Here is a 20,158-nt window from a genome sequence, read left to right as displayed (position 1 = left end):
TTCTATAAACTATAGTTATCTTTACTTGCATTTAAGTTGCAAAACATATTTTCTGCATATGTATCTGACATTGTAGAAATATAAGATGCAACATCTCTTGCAATAATTTCCGATTTTTTCTTTTTATAATCATCAAATGTATCTATCGTTTCCTGCATCTCTTTTTCCATATCTTTCATTTTTTTCGAAATGATATTATCAATATCATCTGCAGCAACTCCTTTGCTTTCCAGCATTTTTGTTGCCATTTGTTTTATTTCATTATCAATTTTCATACGAATTTCTAAGGGCGTTAACTTATAATTATGTATGAACTCATCATATAAATAAGAAATAATCTTATCTGCTTTAGCATCACTACGCTGAACTTGAGAACTAAAAATGTACTCTTCATCCAAAAGGTCTCTTAATAGATAGTAATTTTCTCTAAAAGCATTTTCAAAATTAATTATCAAACTATTTAAAAAGTTCTTTTTATCACTTATATTTTCAGGATTTTCTTTTATTTTCTCTAATCTACTATTTGTTTCCACTTGAACTTTTTCTTGGGTTAACCCACTAATACCCTTAATATTTTGAGCACTTGTTTCTATTAGGTTTGTTGTAATTTTTCGAATTAAATCTCTGGATTCAAATGTATCAATCTTTTCAATTTTCTTGTTAATTAATTTACTTAATAAACCACATAATATCTCTTCTGTATTTTTATGATTCTCAGTACCACGAGCATTACTTTTTTCAGCTTTTATAACTGACGTATAAATTGGAGAATGTAAAAAGTCTTCTAAATCATGTGTAATATAAGCAATTTTATCCGCCCACACAACCACTTGTGCTTCCAAGGTGCTTGGAACCTTCTTTAATAAAGAAAGAAAGTGACTACAATCCTTCGGTTTACCATCTTTTGGGCAATACACACTATACTTAAGTTGCTCTTTTGCCTTATTCGCATCAATAGTAAACATATCTGAATCATGTTCCAAAATACCTTCATAAATTTCATTTACAAGATTATCGCCATACTTTTCCCATAAATATTTAGCACTTTGTATAGGATGATGAAAGCCTCCATTATTTTCCAACTTTTCATCTAGTGCTCTTTCCGCCGCATGTCCAAATGGTGTATGCCCAACGTCATGCCCCAACGCTATTGCCGAAACCAAATCTCTATTCAGTCCTAATGCATCTGACACACTCAAAGCAATCTGTTCAACTTCAAGTGTATGTGTTAGTCTTGTTCTATGATCACCAGTCAATGTAACTGACATCACCTGGGTTTTATCTTGTAATCTACGAAACCCACCTGTGTAAAGTATTTTATCTCGTTGGCGCCGTATTTTTGTTCTGTAAGTTTCTTCTAGTTTTTTTTCTTGTTCGCTTTCTTCTATTTTATGCTTAAATCCATATTCTTTAATAGATGAGTTAAAAATTTCTTCTAATGTTTTACATTTATATGGAAATTCACTTTCAACTTTCTTCTCTTCCATTATATTCATTCCCCTTTATAATAATTTAGTTTAATAATAGAATTTTCTGCGATGATACCGTTAAGATTTTTACATAATATATTTCTATATTTTGTTATATGAAGACTAAAGAATCCTCTCAGAGCTTATACGCTAAAAATAACACAAAACATTCTTAATATTTTCAAATTAAAGCACTTATTTGATATAGATGGCTCCTCAATATCATTAATATCAATTTAAGTCAAAGGACTTCATTAAATATACAAAAAGCCATCTTTATTTTATCACATTTGTCAACCTATAGCCAACACGAATTTTATTATTTTACATCTATTCTAGATCGAGAAACTGTAGCAATTATGTTCTATCTGACTTGGGGATATTTATCTTGAATATTGCTTATTCCATCTGTATTCTGTTCTTTGGCATACTTCCTCTCAATCTCCCTCTCCCGACATTCTCGTTCACAATCACTGACCTCCGCCTCATACCGAGTAACTTCCCCCGAAAACTTATTGTAATCCTCCATAAATTCCCGAATATTCCGATAACCAGCTGCTTCAATCGATGATGATAACTGCAATTCCAAACTATTCCTATGCATAACTGCAATATTCAATTTTTTCTCCAGTTCCTTCCTCTCCTTTGCCTTAAACACTGGATGAAGTCCATCATATTTTGCCTTCAACGGTTGAATCTCCTGCTCATCAATCGTCTTCATCTGCTGAACCACATGCATAAATCTCTGCCTTTGTGTTTCCATTTGCTCATACCTTTCCATATTCCCATGAAATACTGGCTTCGGCGGTAACAAGAACTTGCTAATGACTTCCTTCAGGAATTGAATTGCTGCTTCCACAATGCTTTTGAAGAAATAAGGAAATTCCCCGTATGTCTTGATAGAATCCTTTACTTTCTCCGAAATCTTCTCCTGCTTAATTACGACAATCTCAGCCTCTACAACTCCAGTCAGCAATGCTTCATCAACGGTATGATTCCACTGCTTTCTTACTTCATTGTCTTCCTTAATTGCCCTTTCCTTTGGATTGTTTTTCCCAATCTTTTTCGTAGGCAGATATGGGCCAGATTTATCAAACACAGCCAACTTCTTGTTTTCCTCTTTCACATAGCGATTTATAAGATTGGTCAATTTATGCTTTGCTTCATCCAAAAATTCTTTTTCTTTAAAATGCTCAATCTTTGGTTCAAAGAAATGTCTTTCATAAACTTGACCTTTCGGAATGATTCTACAACCAGATCTGACTTTCCCATTCTCATCCAAAATCTCTTTCTTGGTACGCACATGCTTCCCTTTTTCATTAAAAAACATGTTCCTTGTAGCAATCTTTTCAACTGGTTTTTCCAATAGTTGTCGCTCTGAAAAAATCATATGAATATGATAATTGCTCAAAGTCTTATTATGATGAAGTCCTGAAAAGCACTCTATGCCATATTCCTGCTTGAAATAATCTACTACAGTTTGTAGTAACCACTTTTTATCATACTGGATAAAATCCTCAGGCAATGCAATAATCAATTCCCTGGCTTCAATACATGTTCCTTTCGTACCACTCCGTTTGAAATCCTCCTGATTTTCTTTTGCAAGCAGTTTCCAGAACTGATTGTCAGTGGTATTATATGTTGCGTATAAATACTCCTGCCGATCTGGATTTGTAACGTAATCAATACGTCCTTTCAGATCCGTCAATTTTGACATCTGAATAAATGAATGCCTTGGCATATGTCACCTTCTTTCGTAAAATTATTTATAGTTATCTCCATTCCCGAAGGGAATGTATTGGCTCGATGCAATCGCGAAAGACACAGAGTACAAATCGAAGATTTGTGCGATGGGTGTATTTCGCTCTCACACGCCGAGGGCTGTGGTGGGAGTGTATTATTTGCCTTTTACAAATGCAGTTCTTATGGAAATATCTCTTTCAGAAACCAATTCTATGTCATTACCCACTATTTAAGAGAAGCCAGAACCTTAATCAGTCATCTGGCTTCAAATCATCTTGCTTTTGTAGTAACTTCTCAAATACTGGCTAGACACAAGCTACATTTTCATAGCAAATAGAACGATTTCCACAATTCATGCCATTATTGGCTCTGCTTTTGCACATTTATAAAGAGTTATTGCTATAAATCATTCGGATTTTATAGCTAGCACCCGAATCCAAATTCCAGCAAATCATTTTCCTCTGGTTCATCATCAGATACTCCCTTCATGGCATTTTCTTTTGAAATATCTGAAGTAGGAGTCACCGCTATCTGGCTTTGATTGACAGATAAAAGAGGATATTGTCCACTCATCACACTGGCTCCGATTAATGCTGGAATATTTGCAAATGCTTTCTGCTGAACTTCATTTACAATCCGTTCAACAAAAGCATCTTCCTTCTCTCTGGTTTCCAAATAAGAGTCCTCTTTCAGAGCCATCTGTCTTTCAAAGTAATCAATGATTGCCTTAATGATGAATTTATTTTGAGATTTAAACTCCTGCTTCACTTCATGGGAGTGAAGAATCTCCCATGCTCTGGCAGATTCTTCATCTTTTAAGTTAAAGTAGACATTTCGATTGAAATTCTCTTCTGACACGAAAGCCACCTACTTTCTATTGTTTTGGCTTTTCAACGTCATATAGCAGTAATATTCAAATCCTTTGGCATTGGCTCGAATATCATGATTGAAGGTTGTTCTTTTTGGATCATATTCCCCGAACTTTTCAATCAGTCTTGCGCCACCACCCATGACATAGAGTTTCATCAGGTCAGGGTTAAAATCATGCTCCTTCAAAACATCAAATATATCCTTCACACATTTCTTAGCTGCTCGATCCATGATTGTGCTATACTCTGAACCAATATCTGTTCTTCCATATTTAAGATAGTTGTTTAGAATTTCCGCTGGAAGATTTACTCCAGTCGCATCCATTACCTGTCCATGAATATATTTGTATGCCTGATGAACACCAATCATTTCTGTCCAAGCTTTGCTCTCGGATGGTTTTCCATTATTCAAAAGCATGATATTTCCTGTTCCATTTCCAAGATCAAGGAGCATATTCAGTCCTGTAAAATCTCTGAGATTTTCAGCAACCGCCGCATAACATTGTGGCATTACCGTGCAGCCTACAATATCCACAGCGTAATCTTCATTTCTGTATCTGAAATTCACATGGGAATTTTGAAGCAGATACTTACGAAATTCCTCCATCTGCGCTTTTAGCCATTTTAAAGGAAGTCCCACTGCTAGATGAATCTTTGCCTTTGTCAGCCCTCTTGCCTTTAATTCCTTTGCAACAGCCGCAAGCATTAAAATATAATTGTCTCCATCCTTATGCTTATCTGCCACAAAATATTTATGACCATCGCCAAAAGCATAAAATGCACCTTCATACTCCAGATACTCTTCCGTTAATGCTGGTTTCTTATCACTCTTTGATACAGATGTCGGAAATGTGGTATGCACTGTTTTATAATTTCCATAACCTGCATCGCACCCCAGTATAATTGTTCCATTGATATTGTATTCTCTGATTTTTGTCATTGTATTTTCCTCACTCTCTTCTTTAACTCTAAGTTTTCTTCGAAATCTTTCTGAAAATAGTAATCCTCGCTCTTTGTCTGTCATTGGCATATCAATTCACTCCTCCTTAATGAAATTTGTATACGATATCCTGAAAAACAAATTCCTCTGCCATACGCTTTGCCTGCTCTCGAAGCTTCCACATTTCCATAGTAGAGCTAGGATTTTGAACTGGATGTTTTTCAAGATAAGTTTTCATCATCTGATCTAACAACTCGTATGCCTCTTCATTTACCTCCATAGCCTTCTCCTGCAACTTACCAAACCGAATCAAGCTACGATATCGTTCAAAATGATTTTCCTGCATATAGTGAATCCAGCAGTCACCATATTTTCCTGTCTGCTCCTTCGCTTCTGGTTTCTCATCAACAGATAAAATGGGATAAAGTAGCCCATCCACTTCTTCATACTGCACTTCCAATTGTTCAAAAATTGTCTTTTCTTCCATGGTTATCTCCTCCAAAATAAATTTATGTTTCTCAAAACGCGTATTTGCGTATTTCTATACACCTTACATATTCTAAATCCCTTATATTTTCAGGCTTTATACGCATATACGCTTACTTTCTGAATTGTTGTGTCACGTATTTTTTCCGTATACGCAAACGTAAGTAATCTCCTAAGTGGTTATTAGGTCAAAATCTGGAAGTCCTTATCTGTGTATGAATCCCTTTAAAACCTCTGGCATTTTTACCATTATCCGCTGGAATATTGGTAGAATAAGTAATGCCATATTTCTGCTCATTCTGCTTTAAATAACCAGTAAAGCTCTTACTACCGATAGGTTTTTCCGTATTATCAATACACCACTGCTGATAAGCTTCATACAAAGATTTTGTCGTTGCGATGGTTCCTGCTTCCAATCTGACATAGCCTTGCGACTGCATAAAGGAAATAACATTGTTGCCATCCTCCATGGCTTCTTGTAAATTTGCCCTGGCTTTGGCACTGATGGTAAAGGCATAGTCATTTTTAATCAGTCTTTTAAGTCCTTCCAGACACCATAGAAAAATCCCTTCAGTCTCTTGCCTTAGCTTCTCAATTAAAAATGGATCATCTTTTCGATTCTCGTCTTTATCCTTTGTGGTAAGTACGATCTGCCTACGAAAGAAACCATAAGAGCGGTCATAAAGAGAACTTAAATTTCCATTTCCAAAACATAAAAACCTGACATACAGCACTCCCTGAACGCTTTGCTTTGACTTCCGTTCCAAATCAATCTTGTCCTCCAGTGTTACAATGGATTTAATATAATTGGTCTGCGGCAATGCCTCCATTTTCATATCATCATCTATCATCAAAAGCTTGTTTTCCAAATCTGCTCTGGCAAACTTGCTCGTCTCAATCTTTTGAATACTACAGGAATTCATATTGATACCTAAGAGGCTACGCATGACAAGTCCAATTCTTGATTTTCCTTCCCCACCTTTTCCAATTATCAGCATCATTTTCTGCCCTTTGGTGGTTGGTAAAAGACTATAGCCCATATATTCTTGCAATGTTGGAATGTCCTCTTCCTCCAATAACTCCGATAGAAATTGTAACCACCAATTTGGCAGGGTAGCGTTTGTTTTATAGCTAACAGGCAAACGATTCAGACAGAACTGCTTTTCTGGTGTAAAACCTCCATCCAAATAATAAGTACCATTTCTCACATGAAGTCGATCCTGCTGAATTGGAAGCTCCTCCGAATGAGCCTCCAGCTTCATCACTTCGGTAATCTGTTTTACTTTCTTAGAAATTCCTTTCACCAGAAAAGGCTTGATACAGTCATAAATATCCTTTTCAATCTCTGGATCACAAATCATGCCATTTACTCCATAAAAGGAACCATTGATACATTTCAGTGGATGGGATGATAAGAAATCCTCACAGAACATGACTTCATTGATACAACTTCCATCAAACCACTCCACAGTGTGTTGTGTTTCAACTGGCTGATTTAGTGTTGTCATTGCAATTTTTAGTTCCTCCTTGGTTTCCTGCTTTAATACCTCCCATTCGGTTTTCAATTTGAATCACTTCCTCTCCTTTGTGTATAAAAAATTCTGCTCTTTCTTCTAATGAACCTTGCAAAAGAATGTCCAGATAATACTCCACCATGCAAATCTTATGGCAAGCTACTTCATATTCTTCTTTCCACTCCTCTGCAGGTGTCTTTGGTGCAACCATCTGTCTCCATCGTTCTAATAGGTTTAAATAATCACACAGAACACGAATCATCCGTTGCTCCATCTGATAAAAATTCTGTTGTAGCTGGTATTCCATGCATGATTTTGATTGTGTCGATTTTTTAGAGGATTTTCTACGTTTCTTTTCTGCTTTATTTATGCTGGAAAGTTGTATTCTAAAATCCTCTGCCAACTTTCTTGCTGCTTCATATGGAGTAAGTCCAAATAATTTGCTAACAAAAGCAATTACATCCCCCTTTTCTCCACATGCAAAACAACAAAATCCAATATCTATTTTCATGCTTGGGTGGTGGTCGTTATGAAATGGACAACAAGCCATTTTATTCTTACCCACCTTGATTCCATACTGCAAAGCAGCTTGCCTTGCAGTAACAGAATTCTTCACTTCTTCAAAGATAGTCATTTACTATTCATCTGGAAGCCCTCCAGAATCTCCAACATGGTTCGTATTGGAGTCATCAGCTCTGGATTCATATCACTGATTTTTTCCAGTCGCACTAGATCCTGTTCAATATGAAGTAACTGCTTACGAAATTGCACCAACATCAGCGGATTCCCTTGCGCTACAATCTTTTGATACAAAACACTTTGAATGATATATTCCTGCCTTGTACGAAATCCTGATAACTTCACTCGTAGCTCCAGTTCCTGATTTTCCTCTGGGGAAATACGAAATGCGATTGTCTCACTCCTCCATCTGTTCTTTTTGTCCATACTCTTCTCCGACATAGATAAGTTCCTCTCTTTCCTGGTTTAATTTATCCGCCATTTCTGACTGTACTGTTGGAAATAAATGTGCGTATCTGTATGTGATATCTACCGCTTCATGCCCTACTCTTTCTCCGATAGCAAGTGCTGAATATCCTAAATGAATCAGAAGCGAAATGTGGGAGTGCCTAAGTCCATGAATTTTGATTCGCTTAATTCCAGCTCCCTTTGCTCCACGATCCATTTCGTGATGAAGGTAACTTTTGCTAATCTGAAATATTCGGTCATGTTTGCCATATCGAAATAAAGAATTGATATATTCCTGCATTTCGATGATCAGAAAATCTGGCATGATGATTTTCCGATTACTCTTTTCAGTTTTAGGATCTGTAATGACATCCTGCCCCTCTAGTCTCTGATATGACTTGCTAATGGTTACGGTTTTCTTCTCAAAATTGAAATCTGACTTGCTAAGTGCAAGAAGTTCCCCTTCTCGAATTCCAGTCCAATAGAGCATTTCAAACGCATAAAAAGATATTTCCTTATCTGCTACTACTTCAATAAATTTCTGATAATCCTCCTGCGTCCAAAACTCAATTTCCTTACTCTTCTCTTTCCCCATGCCACCAGCTTTTCGTGCTACATTTGCAGTTAATCCATAAAGATTAACTGCATGGTTTAAAATAGCACTCATCTGATTGTGAATGGTTTTCAGATAGACTGGTGAATACTTTTCTCCATCATCTTTCTTCATCTTCATAATTTCATTCTGCCATTGCACAATATCGGAAGGTCGGATGTCCTGAAGTTTCTTATTTTTGAAGTAAGGAATAATCTTCTTACGGATTACATGCTCCTTACTTAAAAATGAATTTCGTTTCAGACGTGGTTCAATATCTTTTAAATAAAGATCCACAAAGATTTCAAAGTTCATATCAAGTCTCTGCTCTTTTTGAAGCTTGAAGGCTCTCTCCCAGTCCAGCGCATCGCTCTTCTTGGCAAAACCTCGTTTCGTGGTCTGCTTTCGTTCCCCCGTCCAATCTTTGAAGTAAACCCTGACTTCCCATGTTCCAGTCTTACTATTCTTACTAACTGACAATTAGCTCACCTCCCTTTTGTCTTCTGTGCTTGTACCTCCATAAATTTTTTCATAGAAGTACTGTCGGCTTACCTTGCCACGCATAACAATGAAGCCATTTTGTTTCAGTTGCTGGTTCATTTGCCGAATCACCTTGTAGGCATAGGATTGGGAAACTCTAAGTTCCTTTGCCACTTCTTCTGCCGTAATAAATAATTCTTTGTCCATTTGTTATCCTCCGTATTCTCATTATCTTTTCCGTTCATTTATGAACTGAATTATTTATAATATATCAGTGCATATATGAACTGTCAACAACTTTTAAAATTTTATTTCACTTTTGAACTGTTCGTGATATACTAATAACCATAAAGTGAAGCCTTAAATATACACAGGAAAGGATTTTCTATCATGAAAAAGGAAATGAGCGGAAAAGACATTAACAAGCTTAAACTGATAAACGGATTGACAGGAAAGAAGTTTAAAGATCTTGATACAGCTGAAAAATATATAGAAAAGAATAATTTGGAAGATGTGAAAGAATGGTTGAATGGTATTGAGTTTTCTGACGATGCTAATGAATACTCTTATACAGATGAGGAAGAAGACGAAATGTTGGATTCCAAACTCTATGATGATCACAACTATACCCTTCGTTCCACAGAATTGTGCAATGCTAATTTGGGACAACGCCTCAGATATTTCAGACAGATTGCAGGATTAACACAGAAAGAATTGGCAGAAAAATGTGAGTTAAGCGAGTCTACCGTTCGTAATTATGAACTAGGCAATCGCTTTCCAGATTACGATACAATTCATATCTTATCTGCAGTATTAGAAGTGGATAGTCTGGTATTATCCAGAACTTACAATGCGAGCATGCCTCATGCAGTGCTTAAATATTTGTTTGATCTTGAAAAATATTATCTTATGGTACCAGTTGAAATTGATGGCAGAATGTATCTAAAATTTGATACAAAAAAACCAGAAGATCCGCTTGAATCTCCTTCTTCCATAATGGAACAGTTACTTCGTACCTGGTCAAGGTTCTATCAGATGTTTGAAGCTGGTGAAATAGATGAAGAAACTTATCTGTTGTGGCAGATGAAATTTCCAACCTATGCCACAGGTAATCCAGACGATATATTTGGAGCTGAGTATAAAGGGGATGTGAACATCGATCAGAGAATAGCGGATGCAAAGAAGATGTTTCGGAAGACGAAGGTGGATAGGAAATAGTCTCTTTACAAACTTTTTATAAAGAGATGAAATAAGCCTTGAAACATATAATCACATTATGCTTCAAGGCTTTCATTTACTTTCTATAAACTCATATATTCAATAATTCATTGTACCGCCGATTGTCTTTCATATAGTGGTAGGTTTCTTCATCTCTAAAACAGAGAAGTAAGTCCTTTTTCATTTCTTCTAAATAATCTGCACTAACATCTTTAAAATCCATATGTGCATATAGAGCTGATTTACTAAAATCACAAATCGTATCTAGATTCTCTATTATTTGCTCCATAGTTTGTATAGTTGCATCTATATCTTTCTCGAATGTTGCCAACTCCAACCCACAGGAAACCTCATGATATTTCCCCATTTCAAAAATATGTGCTAATTCCTTTTGCTTTTCTATAAGAATATGCGCCTTTTTATTATCTTCTTCTCCCATAGCTAATATATAAATGCTACCTATTACCATATTCATCATTTGATAACCTGAAAGCAACAATTCCTCATATGCTTTATATGCCTCATGCTGACGATTAGTTTTACTGTAAATTACAGCTTGCTTTCTCTTTCTCTCAGGATTCTCTTTTGAAAAATACAACAAATATTCCTCAGCTTTTTCAAACTGTTCTTTTCTTACATAGAACTCGAATAACGAATTAGCAGCACTTGTTCTAACCTCTTCATCTTTACTTTCTAAAGCCCTTATATAATAATCATTGATATAGTTATCATATTTATCAGAATCAGGAATATCCTTCATCAAACGCCATCCATCAAAAATCACTGCAATTTGCCATATCAATAGTTCACAGTTAGGAAATTGATTAATTTTATCTGTTGCCCACCGAAATGCTTCTTCGTAGGTATTTGATTTTAAAAGATTATCAGCTTCACGAATAATACTGGTGATTTCTTCATTTGTTGGTTCCTCATTAAAAGATAAGAGAGTATCTACCGTAATTTCTAATAATCTTGCAATAGGTGCCAATAACATGATATCTGGTTGTGAATTTCCATTTTCCCATTTATTCACAGCAGGAGCCGATACTCCAAGACGTTTTGCCACTTCTTCTTGTGTTAGATTTTTTCTTTTTCTGTTTTCTCGAATTACTTCTCCAATTTGCATAGTGTTAAACCCCCGATTTAGATCTGCTATATTACAATTACATCTATCTCAATAATACCAATACATATTCTATCTTACAATTGAATGTTTGTTAAATATCTGGAAATATAATTAACCAATGTTCATGATTATAAATTGCAATTATTCACTCAGTTTTTCCAAAAAGTATTGTCATTTGATTGTCACGAGACATAAAGAGAGCCTGCAAACACGCATAAATACTGGGTTTGTAGGCTCATATTAATTATTCAAACTCTATCGTAGCGGGTGGTTTCCCAGTGCAGTCATACAGCACCCGGTTTACCCCTTTTACTTCATTTACAATCCTTCTCGTTACAATTCCAAGAACCTCCCAAGGCAATTCAGCGGATTCCGCTGTCATAAAGTCAGACGTTAACACAGCACGCAGAGCGATGGCATAATCATAGGTTCTCTCATCTCCCATACAGCCAACCGAACGCATATTGGTCAGTGCTGCAAAATATTGACCCAGATCTTTATCAACCCCTGCCTTTGAGATCTCTTCCCGATAAATCGCATCCGCTTCCTGTACAATCCTAACCTTTTCCGGTGTAATCGCACCAATGATACGAACACCAAGACCAGGACCAGGGAATGGCTGACGATATACCAGATATTCCGGGATATCCAGCTCTAAGCCAGCTTTACGCACCTCATCCTTAAATAAAAGGCGTAATGGTTCAATAATCTCTTTAAAATCCACATGCTCTGGAAGTCCGCCAACATTGTGGTGTGACTTGATTACTGCAGACTTTCCAAGCCCTGATTCAATCACGTCTGGATAAATCGTTCCCTGAACAAAGAAATCCACTGTGCCAATCTTTTTCGCTTCTTCTTCAAAAACCCGGATAAATTCTTCCCCGATAATCTTACGCTTTTTCTCCGGATCTTCCACGTCTGCAAGCTTGTCATAAAAGCGATCCTGAGCATTAACACGAATGAAGTTTAAATCATAATCGCCTTCTGGTCCAAAGACAGCCTCAACTTCATCGCCTTCATCCTTACGAAGCAAACCATGATCCACGAAGACACAGGTGAGTTGTTTGCCAACTGCCCTTGCCAACATAACAGCAGCAACCGAAGAATCCACTCCACCAGACAACGCACAAAGTACTTTTCCGTCCCCTACCTTTTCCCGAATCGACTGTATCGTAGATTCTACGAAAGAATCCATCTTCCAGTCACCAGTACACTTGCAGACATTGTATACAAAGTTGGAAAGCATCTTCGTTCCTTCCTGAGTATGCATAACCTCAGGGTGGAACTGAACTGCATAAATTCCACGTTCCTCACACTCCATACCAGCAACAGGGCAATCCGAAGTATGAGCGGTTACTATAAAGCCTTCCGGTTCCTTCTCTATATAATCCGTATGACTCATCCAACAGATCGTCTTTGGACTTACATTCTCTAAAATCCTGCTGTTAGATTCCACCAGAACCTCTGTCTTACCATATTCACTAACAGGTGCTGTGGCCACCTTACCATCCAGCATATATGCAATTAACTGGGTCCCATAACAAATTCCCAGAATGGGGATCCCCATATCAAAGATTTCTTTTTCACAACGAGGAGACTCTTCCTTATAGACACTGTTCGGCCCTCCGGTGAAAATAATTCCTTTTGGATTCATTTCCTTAATTTTTTCCAGCGGCAGTGTGTAAGGATGCACCTCACAGTAAACATTACATTCTCTGACTCTTCTGGCAATCAGCTGATTATACTGTCCGCCAAAGTCCAGAACGATGATCATTTCTCTCTTCACGGGTATTCCTCCTAATATAGTGTTCATCAAATAGCGTTTGGGTTACATTATATTCTACTTCCTAAGACTTGACAAGTATTTTCTCCATTTCATTGAAAAGATAGGAACATTTTGTCGAATAAACTAGAAAATCCGGGAGCCTTTGTCTTTCATGGTACCTGTTGATCTACCAAACAACAAGTACTTAAAATCCCAAGTTTCCCGGTTATCCATCTTTATAAAACATTTACTCTAAATATTTTTTCACATACAGACCAGTATAGGAGTCTGGACATTCAGCCAGCTCCTCAGGTGTTCCTTGTGCAACAATCGTTCCACCCCTGTCTCCGCCTTCAGGTCCGATGTCGATAAGATAGTCGGCAGTCTTTATCACATCTAAATTGTGCTCGATGACAATTACTGTATTCCCCCCATCCGACAGCTTTCGTAGAATCTCAATCAGCTTATGAACATCTGCAAAATGAAGTCCAGTGGTAGGCTCATCCAGAATGTATATCGTCTTTCCTGTGCTGCGCTTGCTTAATTCAGTGGCCAGTTTGATCCTCTGTGCTTCCCCACCGGAAAGTTCCGTAGACGGTTGTCCCAAACGGATATAGGATAGCCCTACATCATTCAATGTAGAAATCTTTCGAGCAATCGAAGGAACATTCTCAAAGAATTTCAGTGCTTCCTCAACCGTCATATCAAGTACATCGTAGATACTCTTTCCTTTGTACTTGATATCCAGTGTCTCCCGGTTATAGCGTTTGCCTCCACAGACTTCACATGGAACATACACATCCGGAAGGAAATGCATCTCTATCTTGATGATACCATCTCCGCTACAAGCCTCGCACCGACCACCTTTGACGTTAAAGCTAAACCGTCCCTTGGCATACCCCTTCGCTTTTGCATCTGGAGTAGAAGAAAACAGATCCCGGATAAGGTCAAAGACTCCCGTGTAAGTGGCTGGATTGGATCTCGGTGTTCGTCCAATGGGAGATTGGTCGATTGCTATGATCTTATCTAACTGCTCGGTTCCTTCAATCTTTTTATGTTTTCCAGGTATGGTTCTTGCACGGTTTAACTCCCTTGCCAGTGCCTTGTAAAGAATTTCGTTAACCAAGGAGCTCTTTCCAGAACCAGATACCCCAGTCACACAGGTCATGATCCCAAGGGGAAACGTAACATCAATATTCTTTAGGTTATTCTCCGCCGCACCCTTCACCGTTAAATATCCAGTTGGCTGTCTTCTCTCTTTGGGAACGGGAACTCGGATTCGTCCGCTCAAATAAGCACCTGTAATGGATTTTTTGTTCTTCATAATCTGCTTCGCCGTTCCAAGTGCTACAATGTTACCCCCATGTTCTCCTGCACCCGGACCGATATCTACGATACAGTCAGCTGCCATCATGGTATCTTCATCATGTTCCACTACAAGCACACTATTACCAAGGTCCCGAAGGTGAATTAAAGTCTTTAACAACTTGTCATTATCCCTCTGGTGAAGGCCAATGCTTGGCTCATCTAAGATATAAGCAACTCCTACCAGACCAGACCCAATCTGCGTCGCCAAGCGGATTCTCTGGGCTTCTCCACCAGATAACGTTCCAGTCCCACGAGACAGAGAAAGGTAATCAAGACCTACGTCTATGAGAAATGATACCCTTGCCCGAATCTCCTTTAAGATCTGATCCCCTATGGCATGCTGCATGTTCGTCAGCTGTAGCTGATCTAGATGTTCACGGAAATGAACAATAGACATATTGGTGGATTCATATATATTCTTATCTCCCACCGTTACAGCCAAAGTTTCCTTTTTCAGTCTCATGCCTTTACAAGTTGGGCAGGGTGTAATTCTCATAAATGTTTCATATTCTGCTTTTGAGGACTCGGAATACGTTTCACGGTATCTACGGGCAACGTTCTGTATCAGTCCCTCAAAGGCAACATCATAAACGCCTTCCCCGCGCTGTCCCTTATAATATACCTTAACTTCTTTTCCATTGGTTCCATGGAGTAAAATATCATGGATGTCCTTTGGATAATCCTGAAATGGAGTATCCAGACGAAACTTATATTCACTGGAAAGTGCGTCAAGGATTGCACGAGTGTAGCTTCCTTTATCCGTACAGGACTGCCAGCCCATAACAACGATAGCTCCCTCATCAATACTAAGACTTTTATCAGGAATCATCAGATCCTCATCAAATTCCATCTTATATCCAAGGCCAACACAGTCTGGACAAGCACCGAACGGATTGTTAAAAGAAAAGCTTCTGGGTTCAATTTCATCAATACTAATGCCGCAATCCGGACAGGAAAAACTCTGGCTGAAATTGATAGGCTCTCCGTCAATAACATCCACCTTCATCAATCCACCAGCCAGCTCCATTACTGTTTCAACCGAATCTGTGAGACGCTTTTCAATGCCTTCCCGAATGGATAAACGGTCAACCACTACCTCAATGCTATGCTTGATGTTCTTATCGAGTTTAATTTCTTCCGTAAGCTCGTATAGATTGCCATCAATTCGTACTCTTACATAACCACTCTTTCTGGCACTCTCAAGTACTTTCGCATGTTCCCCTTTTCGTCCCCGTACCACTGGGGCCAAAAGCTGTATCTTGGTTCGTTCTGGCAGTTCCATAATCTGATCCACCATCTGGTCAATGGTCTGCCTGCGAATCTCCTTGCCACACTTAGGACAGTGAGGGATTCCAATCCTTGCATAAAGAAGACGCATATAATCATAAATCTCTGTAACCGTACCCACCGTGGATCTAGGGTTTCGGTTTGTTGACTTCTGATCAATGGAGATCGCAGGAGACAATCCTTCAATACTTTCCACATCTGGTTTTTCCATCTGTCCTAAAAATTGGCGTGCATAGGAAGACAGAGACTCCATATATCGTCTCTGTCCTTCCGCATAAATCGTATCAAAAGCAAGGGAAGACTTTCCCGAACCACTCAAACCAGTTAACACCACCAGTTCATTCCTTGGAATATCCAAAGAAACATTCTTTAAGTTGTGCTCATTCGCACCTCGTATCTTAATATACTGTTTAGCCATACTGTACTCCTGTTATATTTTGAAATTACGAAATTTCAACAATCGAATGCGGACTTAAAAAGTCCACATCTAACGTTATTTAAGCAACTATTTTTCCCATTATAGCACAACATGAATTGCATTGCAAACGTTTGTTCGGAATATAACATGGTACTTATTCTCTTTTTTGCCTTGAATTACATAGTTCTTTGTACTCTGTTATTGAGAAGAATTGTTATTCTATATTCGGGTTGATTTTCATAAAACCAGACATAACACACATGCCGGCTGCCCCTGTTTCCATCACTTGTCGGTAACAGCTTTCCGTTAACTCCATTCCACCAATTGCATATACAGGAATCTTTACGGCCTCGCATACTTCTTCTAAGAATGTAAGCCCACGGGGAGGCAGTCCGGGTTTGCAGTCGGTTGAAAAAACATGTCCGGTCATTAGATAAGTGGCACCCAGTTTTTCTGCCCCCTTTGCTTCCTGCACCGAATGAACCGAAGTACCAATAACCGTAAACGCATTACTCCATCCTTCTTCCTGTAAGTTCCATAACGGTAAGTGAATCTTATCCATATGAAGCTTTTCGGCTGTTTTCGAAAACAAATGAAGAATACAGGGTATATCATAGGATTCACAGATTGGAAGTACCTGGCGGGCCAGTTTCTCATATTCTTCTATCTCTAAATCCTTTTCTCTTAAAACCAGAGCTCTAGGGGTAAGCCTGCAGACAGACTTTATCTGTTCCAGGAACGGACGCTTACATAGATGACGATTGGTTACCGCTATTGTGTTCTGATATATCTCTTTCGATTTCATCCTTTTTCCCCCCTATACATACAGATAATCGCTCATAACTGGCTGGAGGCCCAGTTTTACTAAGTCTTTCATCACCATCTCCACCGAGCGTTCATCTGAAATTTCAAACTGATGATCCCCTCTTTTCCCTGTCTCACTCCCATGCTCACCAATACCAGTACTTACACCCGCAGATATCTTAGTTGCTGCAATACTTACCAGGTGATTCCGAACCCGGGCACATTCCCTGGTAGAAACTGTAATTGATGCATAAGGCATAAAAAGGCGGTACGCCATAACTACCTGTAAAAGCTGAGGTTCATGAACATTCATGGGATTAATCTTATCATTATTAATAATGGGGCGAAGCCGGGGGCAGGAAAAAGCAATTTCCGCATGAGGATATTTTCTCTGCAGAAGCCAGGCATGCATGCCGGTTGCAAATGCATCCTTCCTGAAATCATGAAGGCCAAGAAGGGCTGCAAATCCAACTCCCCGCATACCTCCCATAAGAGCCCGTTCCTGGGCATCAAAGCGGTAAGGGAAAATTCGTTTATGTCCGGCTAGATGCAGGGTCTCATATTGATCGGAATCATACGTTTCCTGAAAGACCGTCACATAATCAGCGCCGCACCGGTGAAGATAGGCATAATCCTCAGTATTCATCGGATAAACCTCCAGTCCTATGACCTTAAAATACTTCCGGGCGATCTTGCAGGCCTCCCCAATATAAGTTACATCAGACATTTTCCGGCTTTCTCCGGTGAGAATTAAAACTTCTTCCAATCCGCTCTCTGCCACTGCCCTCATTTCTTTCTCAATGTCTTCCTCACCAAGTTTCGCACGGCTGATCTGGTTATGACAATTAAATCCGCAGTATATGCAGTAATTTTCACAGTAATTGGAAATATAGACAGGGGTAAATAAATTTACACTGTTGCCAAAATGCTTTCTGGTTTCCTCTCTTGCCTTATAGGCTAAGTCCTCGAGCATGGGAAGTGCAGCTGGAGACAGCAATGCTTTTAAATCCTCCGGAGAACGTCTCTCATGGTTCAGCGCATTTTTTACATCCGTTTTTGTATACCGGTTGTAATCATACGCTTCCATCGCGGTTATAACTCGGCTTCGTATGTCAGACTGCAAAACCTCCATATCCGGTAAATAAGTCATAGGATCGATCCGTTTTTCTTTCTGCCATCCCTTGACGTCCTGATTTAAAATACTTTTGTTTCTATGGGTTTCTATACTCATAGCTACCTCCTTAATTTTCTAAAAAACCAGTTAATGGTGACGACGGGCTGGCTCCCTTTTCCATAACCCGGCCCATGCCGGATAAATAAGCCTTTCTGCCTGCTTCAATGGCCTTTTTAAACGCCTCTGCCATATCCGGCACATTTTTCGCTGTAGCAATGGCCGTATTGGCCATAATTGCAGCCGCCCCCATTTCCATTGCTTCGCATGCCTGGGACGGCTTTCCGATTCCTGCATCCACGATGACAGGGAGATCAATCTCATCAATTAAAATCTGGATAAACTCTTTGGTACAGATTCCTTTGTTTGATCCAATGGGAGCACCTAGCGGCATGACAGCGGCGGCTCCGGCATTTACAAGGTCCCTGGCTGCATTTAAATCCGGATACATATAGGGTAAGACTACAAACCCCTCCTTTGCCAGGATTTCCGTTGCCTGAATGGTTTGATAATTATCGGGAAGTAAATACTTGGAATCATGGATTACTTCAATTTTAATAAAATTCCCACAGCCCACCTCCCTGGCCAGCCGGGCAATTCGCACGGCTTCTTCTGCACTTCTTGCCCCTGATGTATTGGGAAGAAGTGTGATGTCTTTCGGTATGTAATCCAGAATATTTGCCACCCCCCCTTCGTTGGCTCTCCTGAGCGCCAGAGTAATAATCTCTGCTCCGGCCCTTTCTATCGCTGCTTTTATTAAGTCCAGTGAGTATTTGCCTGACCCAAGAATAAACCTGGATGTAAATTCATGTCCTCCTAAAACCAGCTTGTCATCATTTCTCATTTTCATCATTCTATTCCTTCCTTTCTCGTTTCTTAGATACAAATTGATATCTCTTTTTATAAATCCGGTTTCAGTATCAGTTGGATAATCATATTGGCCTCATGGGCTGCGCACATAGCCACTCTGGGTGCCATTAACCCGCATTCTATTTCCGGCGCCGAGATTCCATCACCGCAAAGGTAGAAATTACGGCTTACCTTTCTGGTCCGGATTTCATTGCTGTCCCCATATCCTGCCATTCCCGATGCTGAGACCAGCTTTTTATCCGGGAAATGTTCCAGTATCCCGTTCACCAGCATGGCTTTCATCTCCGGTACATCAAATGCTTCACAGATGATATCCTCCGATTCAAAGAGTCCTTTTATATTATTCTCCGTTACTTTTACGCAGTCCGCAGTTATCTTTAGATACGGATTTATGAATCCCAGTTCTTTTTTCAACGCCTCTGTCTTATACATTCCGACATGATGCAAAAAATACTGCTGCCTGTTTAAATTACTAAAATCAACTCTGTCAAAATCAATGAGATGCAAATGTTTTACACCGGATCTTACCAGAAAAAAAGCCACATTAGAGCCCAATCCTCCCAATCCAGCAACTGCTACTTTTACCTGATCCAGTTTCTTAGAAATCTCCGGGTCATAGCGTTTGTTCATTGCTTTTTGTAGTTCTGATTCGCTTAAAATTTCTTTTTCCTGCCTCACGCTCATCAACCACCCCCTACAAAGCTTACAATCTCCAAAACATCTCCATCCTTAACCGTGATTTCTGACAGCCTTTTTCTGGGAACCATCGCTCCATTAAGTTCCAAGGCAACTCTGGTTATCTGATAGCCCAATTGTTCCAGTAATTCTTCGACCTTTACTTCTTTTAAAAGCCATTGTTCTTTTCCATTCACCCGTATCATTCCATTTCCTCCTTTTATACTTGACAGGATTTTTATTTGGAGTTAAAACCATACTCCTGCCAACGCAAAAAAATAGTTCACAAAGGAATACACCCGTGGTGGTGTACCCCTTTGTGAACTATCATTCACTCACAACAAAATTCCTTATTTATTTGTTTGCCAAACGAAAAAGCGGAAAATGCCGCAGCATC

19 protein-coding genes are annotated in these 20,158 nt (G+C 39.0%); 1 reads left to right on the top strand and 18 read right to left on the bottom strand.

What is annotated here, in order from left to right; translation table 11 throughout:
• Window positions 1-2 precede the first annotated feature (2 nt).
• The 10 genes from dgt to EFT72_RS01135 form a co-directional block, all read right to left on the bottom strand.
• Window positions 3-1,487 carry a dGTP triphosphohydrolase gene (gene dgt, locus EFT72_RS01180; protein WP_164473031.1) on the bottom strand — a complete coding sequence of 495 codons (1,485 nt, stop codon included), beginning with the start codon at window positions 1,485-1,487 and terminating at the stop codon, window positions 3-5.
• A 346-nt stretch (window positions 1,488-1,833) separates the two neighbouring features.
• Window positions 1,834-3,210, bottom strand: a complete 1,377-nt coding sequence (locus EFT72_RS01175; RefSeq protein ID WP_124064989.1) for a MobA/MobL family protein — start codon at window positions 3,208-3,210, stop codon at window positions 1,834-1,836.
• Window positions 3,211-3,635: 425 nt separating this feature from the next.
• The gene (locus EFT72_RS19415) at window positions 3,636-4,070 is read right to left on the bottom strand and encodes a hypothetical protein (RefSeq protein ID WP_206426590.1); all 435 of its coding nucleotides are present in this window, start codon (window positions 4,068-4,070) and stop codon (window positions 3,636-3,638) included.
• 9 nt (window positions 4,071-4,079) lie between these two features.
• Window positions 4,080-5,111: a ParM/StbA family protein gene (locus EFT72_RS01165; RefSeq protein WP_243109909.1), complete on the bottom strand. Its 1,032-nt coding sequence runs from the start codon at window positions 5,109-5,111 to the stop codon at window positions 4,080-4,082.
• 16 nt (window positions 5,112-5,127) lie between these two features.
• Complete coding sequence (locus EFT72_RS01160; RefSeq protein ID WP_124064988.1) at window positions 5,128-5,508, bottom strand: TnpV protein; 381 nt, start codon at window positions 5,506-5,508, stop codon at window positions 5,128-5,130.
• A 187-nt stretch (window positions 5,509-5,695) separates the two neighbouring features.
• A complete protein-coding gene (locus tag EFT72_RS01155; protein WP_347561822.1) occupies window positions 5,696-6,940 on the bottom strand; it encodes a phage/plasmid primase, P4 family in 1,245 nt (414 codons plus the stop codon).
• 49 nt (window positions 6,941-6,989) lie between these two features.
• Window positions 6,990-7,655 carry a CHC2 zinc finger domain-containing protein gene (locus EFT72_RS01150; protein WP_124064987.1) on the bottom strand — a complete coding sequence of 222 codons (666 nt, stop codon included), beginning with the start codon at window positions 7,653-7,655 and terminating at the stop codon, window positions 6,990-6,992.
• Window positions 7,652-7,966: a hypothetical protein gene (locus tag EFT72_RS01145; RefSeq protein WP_243109908.1), complete on the bottom strand. Its 315-nt coding sequence runs from the start codon at window positions 7,964-7,966 to the stop codon at window positions 7,652-7,654. The genes EFT72_RS01150 and EFT72_RS01145 overlap by 4 nt, the downstream gene beginning before the upstream one ends.
• Window positions 7,938-9,059: a site-specific integrase gene (locus EFT72_RS01140; RefSeq protein ID WP_124064985.1), complete on the bottom strand. Its 1,122-nt coding sequence runs from the start codon at window positions 9,057-9,059 to the stop codon at window positions 7,938-7,940. Before EFT72_RS01140 ends, EFT72_RS01145 begins: the two co-directional genes overlap by 29 nt.
• Window positions 9,060-9,266: a hypothetical protein gene (locus EFT72_RS01135; RefSeq protein ID WP_124064984.1), complete on the bottom strand. Its 207-nt coding sequence runs from the start codon at window positions 9,264-9,266 to the stop codon at window positions 9,060-9,062.
• Between the two features lie 183 nt (window positions 9,267-9,449).
• On the opposite strand from EFT72_RS01135, the gene EFT72_RS01130 reads away from it, so the two are divergent.
• Window positions 9,450-10,277: a helix-turn-helix transcriptional regulator gene (locus EFT72_RS01130; RefSeq protein ID WP_124064983.1), complete on the top strand. Its 828-nt coding sequence runs from the start codon at window positions 9,450-9,452 to the stop codon at window positions 10,275-10,277.
• Between the two features lie 91 nt (window positions 10,278-10,368).
• Here EFT72_RS01130 and EFT72_RS01125 read toward each other — a convergent pair whose 3' ends face one another.
• From EFT72_RS01125 to thiS, 8 genes are all read right to left on the bottom strand, one after another.
• Entirely contained in the window at window positions 10,369-11,403 is a 1,035-nt protein-coding gene (locus tag EFT72_RS01125; RefSeq protein WP_124064982.1) for a helix-turn-helix transcriptional regulator, read from the bottom strand.
• Between the two features lie 244 nt (window positions 11,404-11,647).
• Window positions 11,648-13,189, bottom strand: a complete 1,542-nt coding sequence (guaA, locus tag EFT72_RS01120) for a glutamine-hydrolyzing GMP synthase (RefSeq protein ID WP_124064981.1) — start codon at window positions 13,187-13,189, stop codon at window positions 11,648-11,650.
• 226 nt (window positions 13,190-13,415) lie between these two features.
• On the bottom strand, window positions 13,416-16,241 hold the full coding sequence (gene uvrA, locus EFT72_RS01115) for an excinuclease ABC subunit UvrA (RefSeq protein ID WP_124064980.1): 2,826 nt from the start codon (window positions 16,239-16,241) through the stop codon (window positions 13,416-13,418).
• Between the two features lie 214 nt (window positions 16,242-16,455).
• Window positions 16,456-17,046: a thiamine phosphate synthase gene (locus EFT72_RS01110; protein ID WP_124064979.1), complete on the bottom strand. Its 591-nt coding sequence runs from the start codon at window positions 17,044-17,046 to the stop codon at window positions 16,456-16,458.
• A 12-nt stretch (window positions 17,047-17,058) separates the two neighbouring features.
• On the bottom strand, window positions 17,059-18,195 hold the full coding sequence (thiH, locus tag EFT72_RS01105; protein ID WP_347561821.1) for a 2-iminoacetate synthase ThiH: 1,137 nt from the start codon (window positions 18,193-18,195) through the stop codon (window positions 17,059-17,061).
• A gap of 91 nt (window positions 18,196-18,286) precedes the next feature.
• Window positions 18,287-19,069 (bottom strand): thiazole synthase, encoded by a 783-nt coding sequence (locus tag EFT72_RS01100; protein WP_347561819.1) that lies wholly within the window; start codon window positions 19,067-19,069, stop codon window positions 18,287-18,289.
• 47 nt (window positions 19,070-19,116) lie between these two features.
• A complete protein-coding gene (thiF, locus tag EFT72_RS01095) occupies window positions 19,117-19,770 on the bottom strand; it encodes a sulfur carrier protein ThiS adenylyltransferase ThiF (protein WP_124064977.1) in 654 nt (217 codons plus the stop codon).
• Entirely contained in the window at window positions 19,770-19,967 is a 198-nt protein-coding gene (gene thiS / locus EFT72_RS01090; RefSeq protein ID WP_124064976.1) for a sulfur carrier protein ThiS, read from the bottom strand. The genes thiF and thiS overlap by 1 nt, the downstream gene beginning before the upstream one ends.
• Window positions 19,968-20,158 lie beyond the last annotated feature (191 nt).

The organism is Clostridium sp. E02 (assembly GCF_003833015.1).
In the GTDB taxonomy this organism is placed as follows: Bacteria; Bacillota; Clostridia; order Lachnospirales; family Lachnospiraceae; genus Lacrimispora.
The sequence above is the reverse complement of the archived record's forward strand: the minus strand, read 5'-3'. Positions and strand labels throughout refer to the sequence as shown.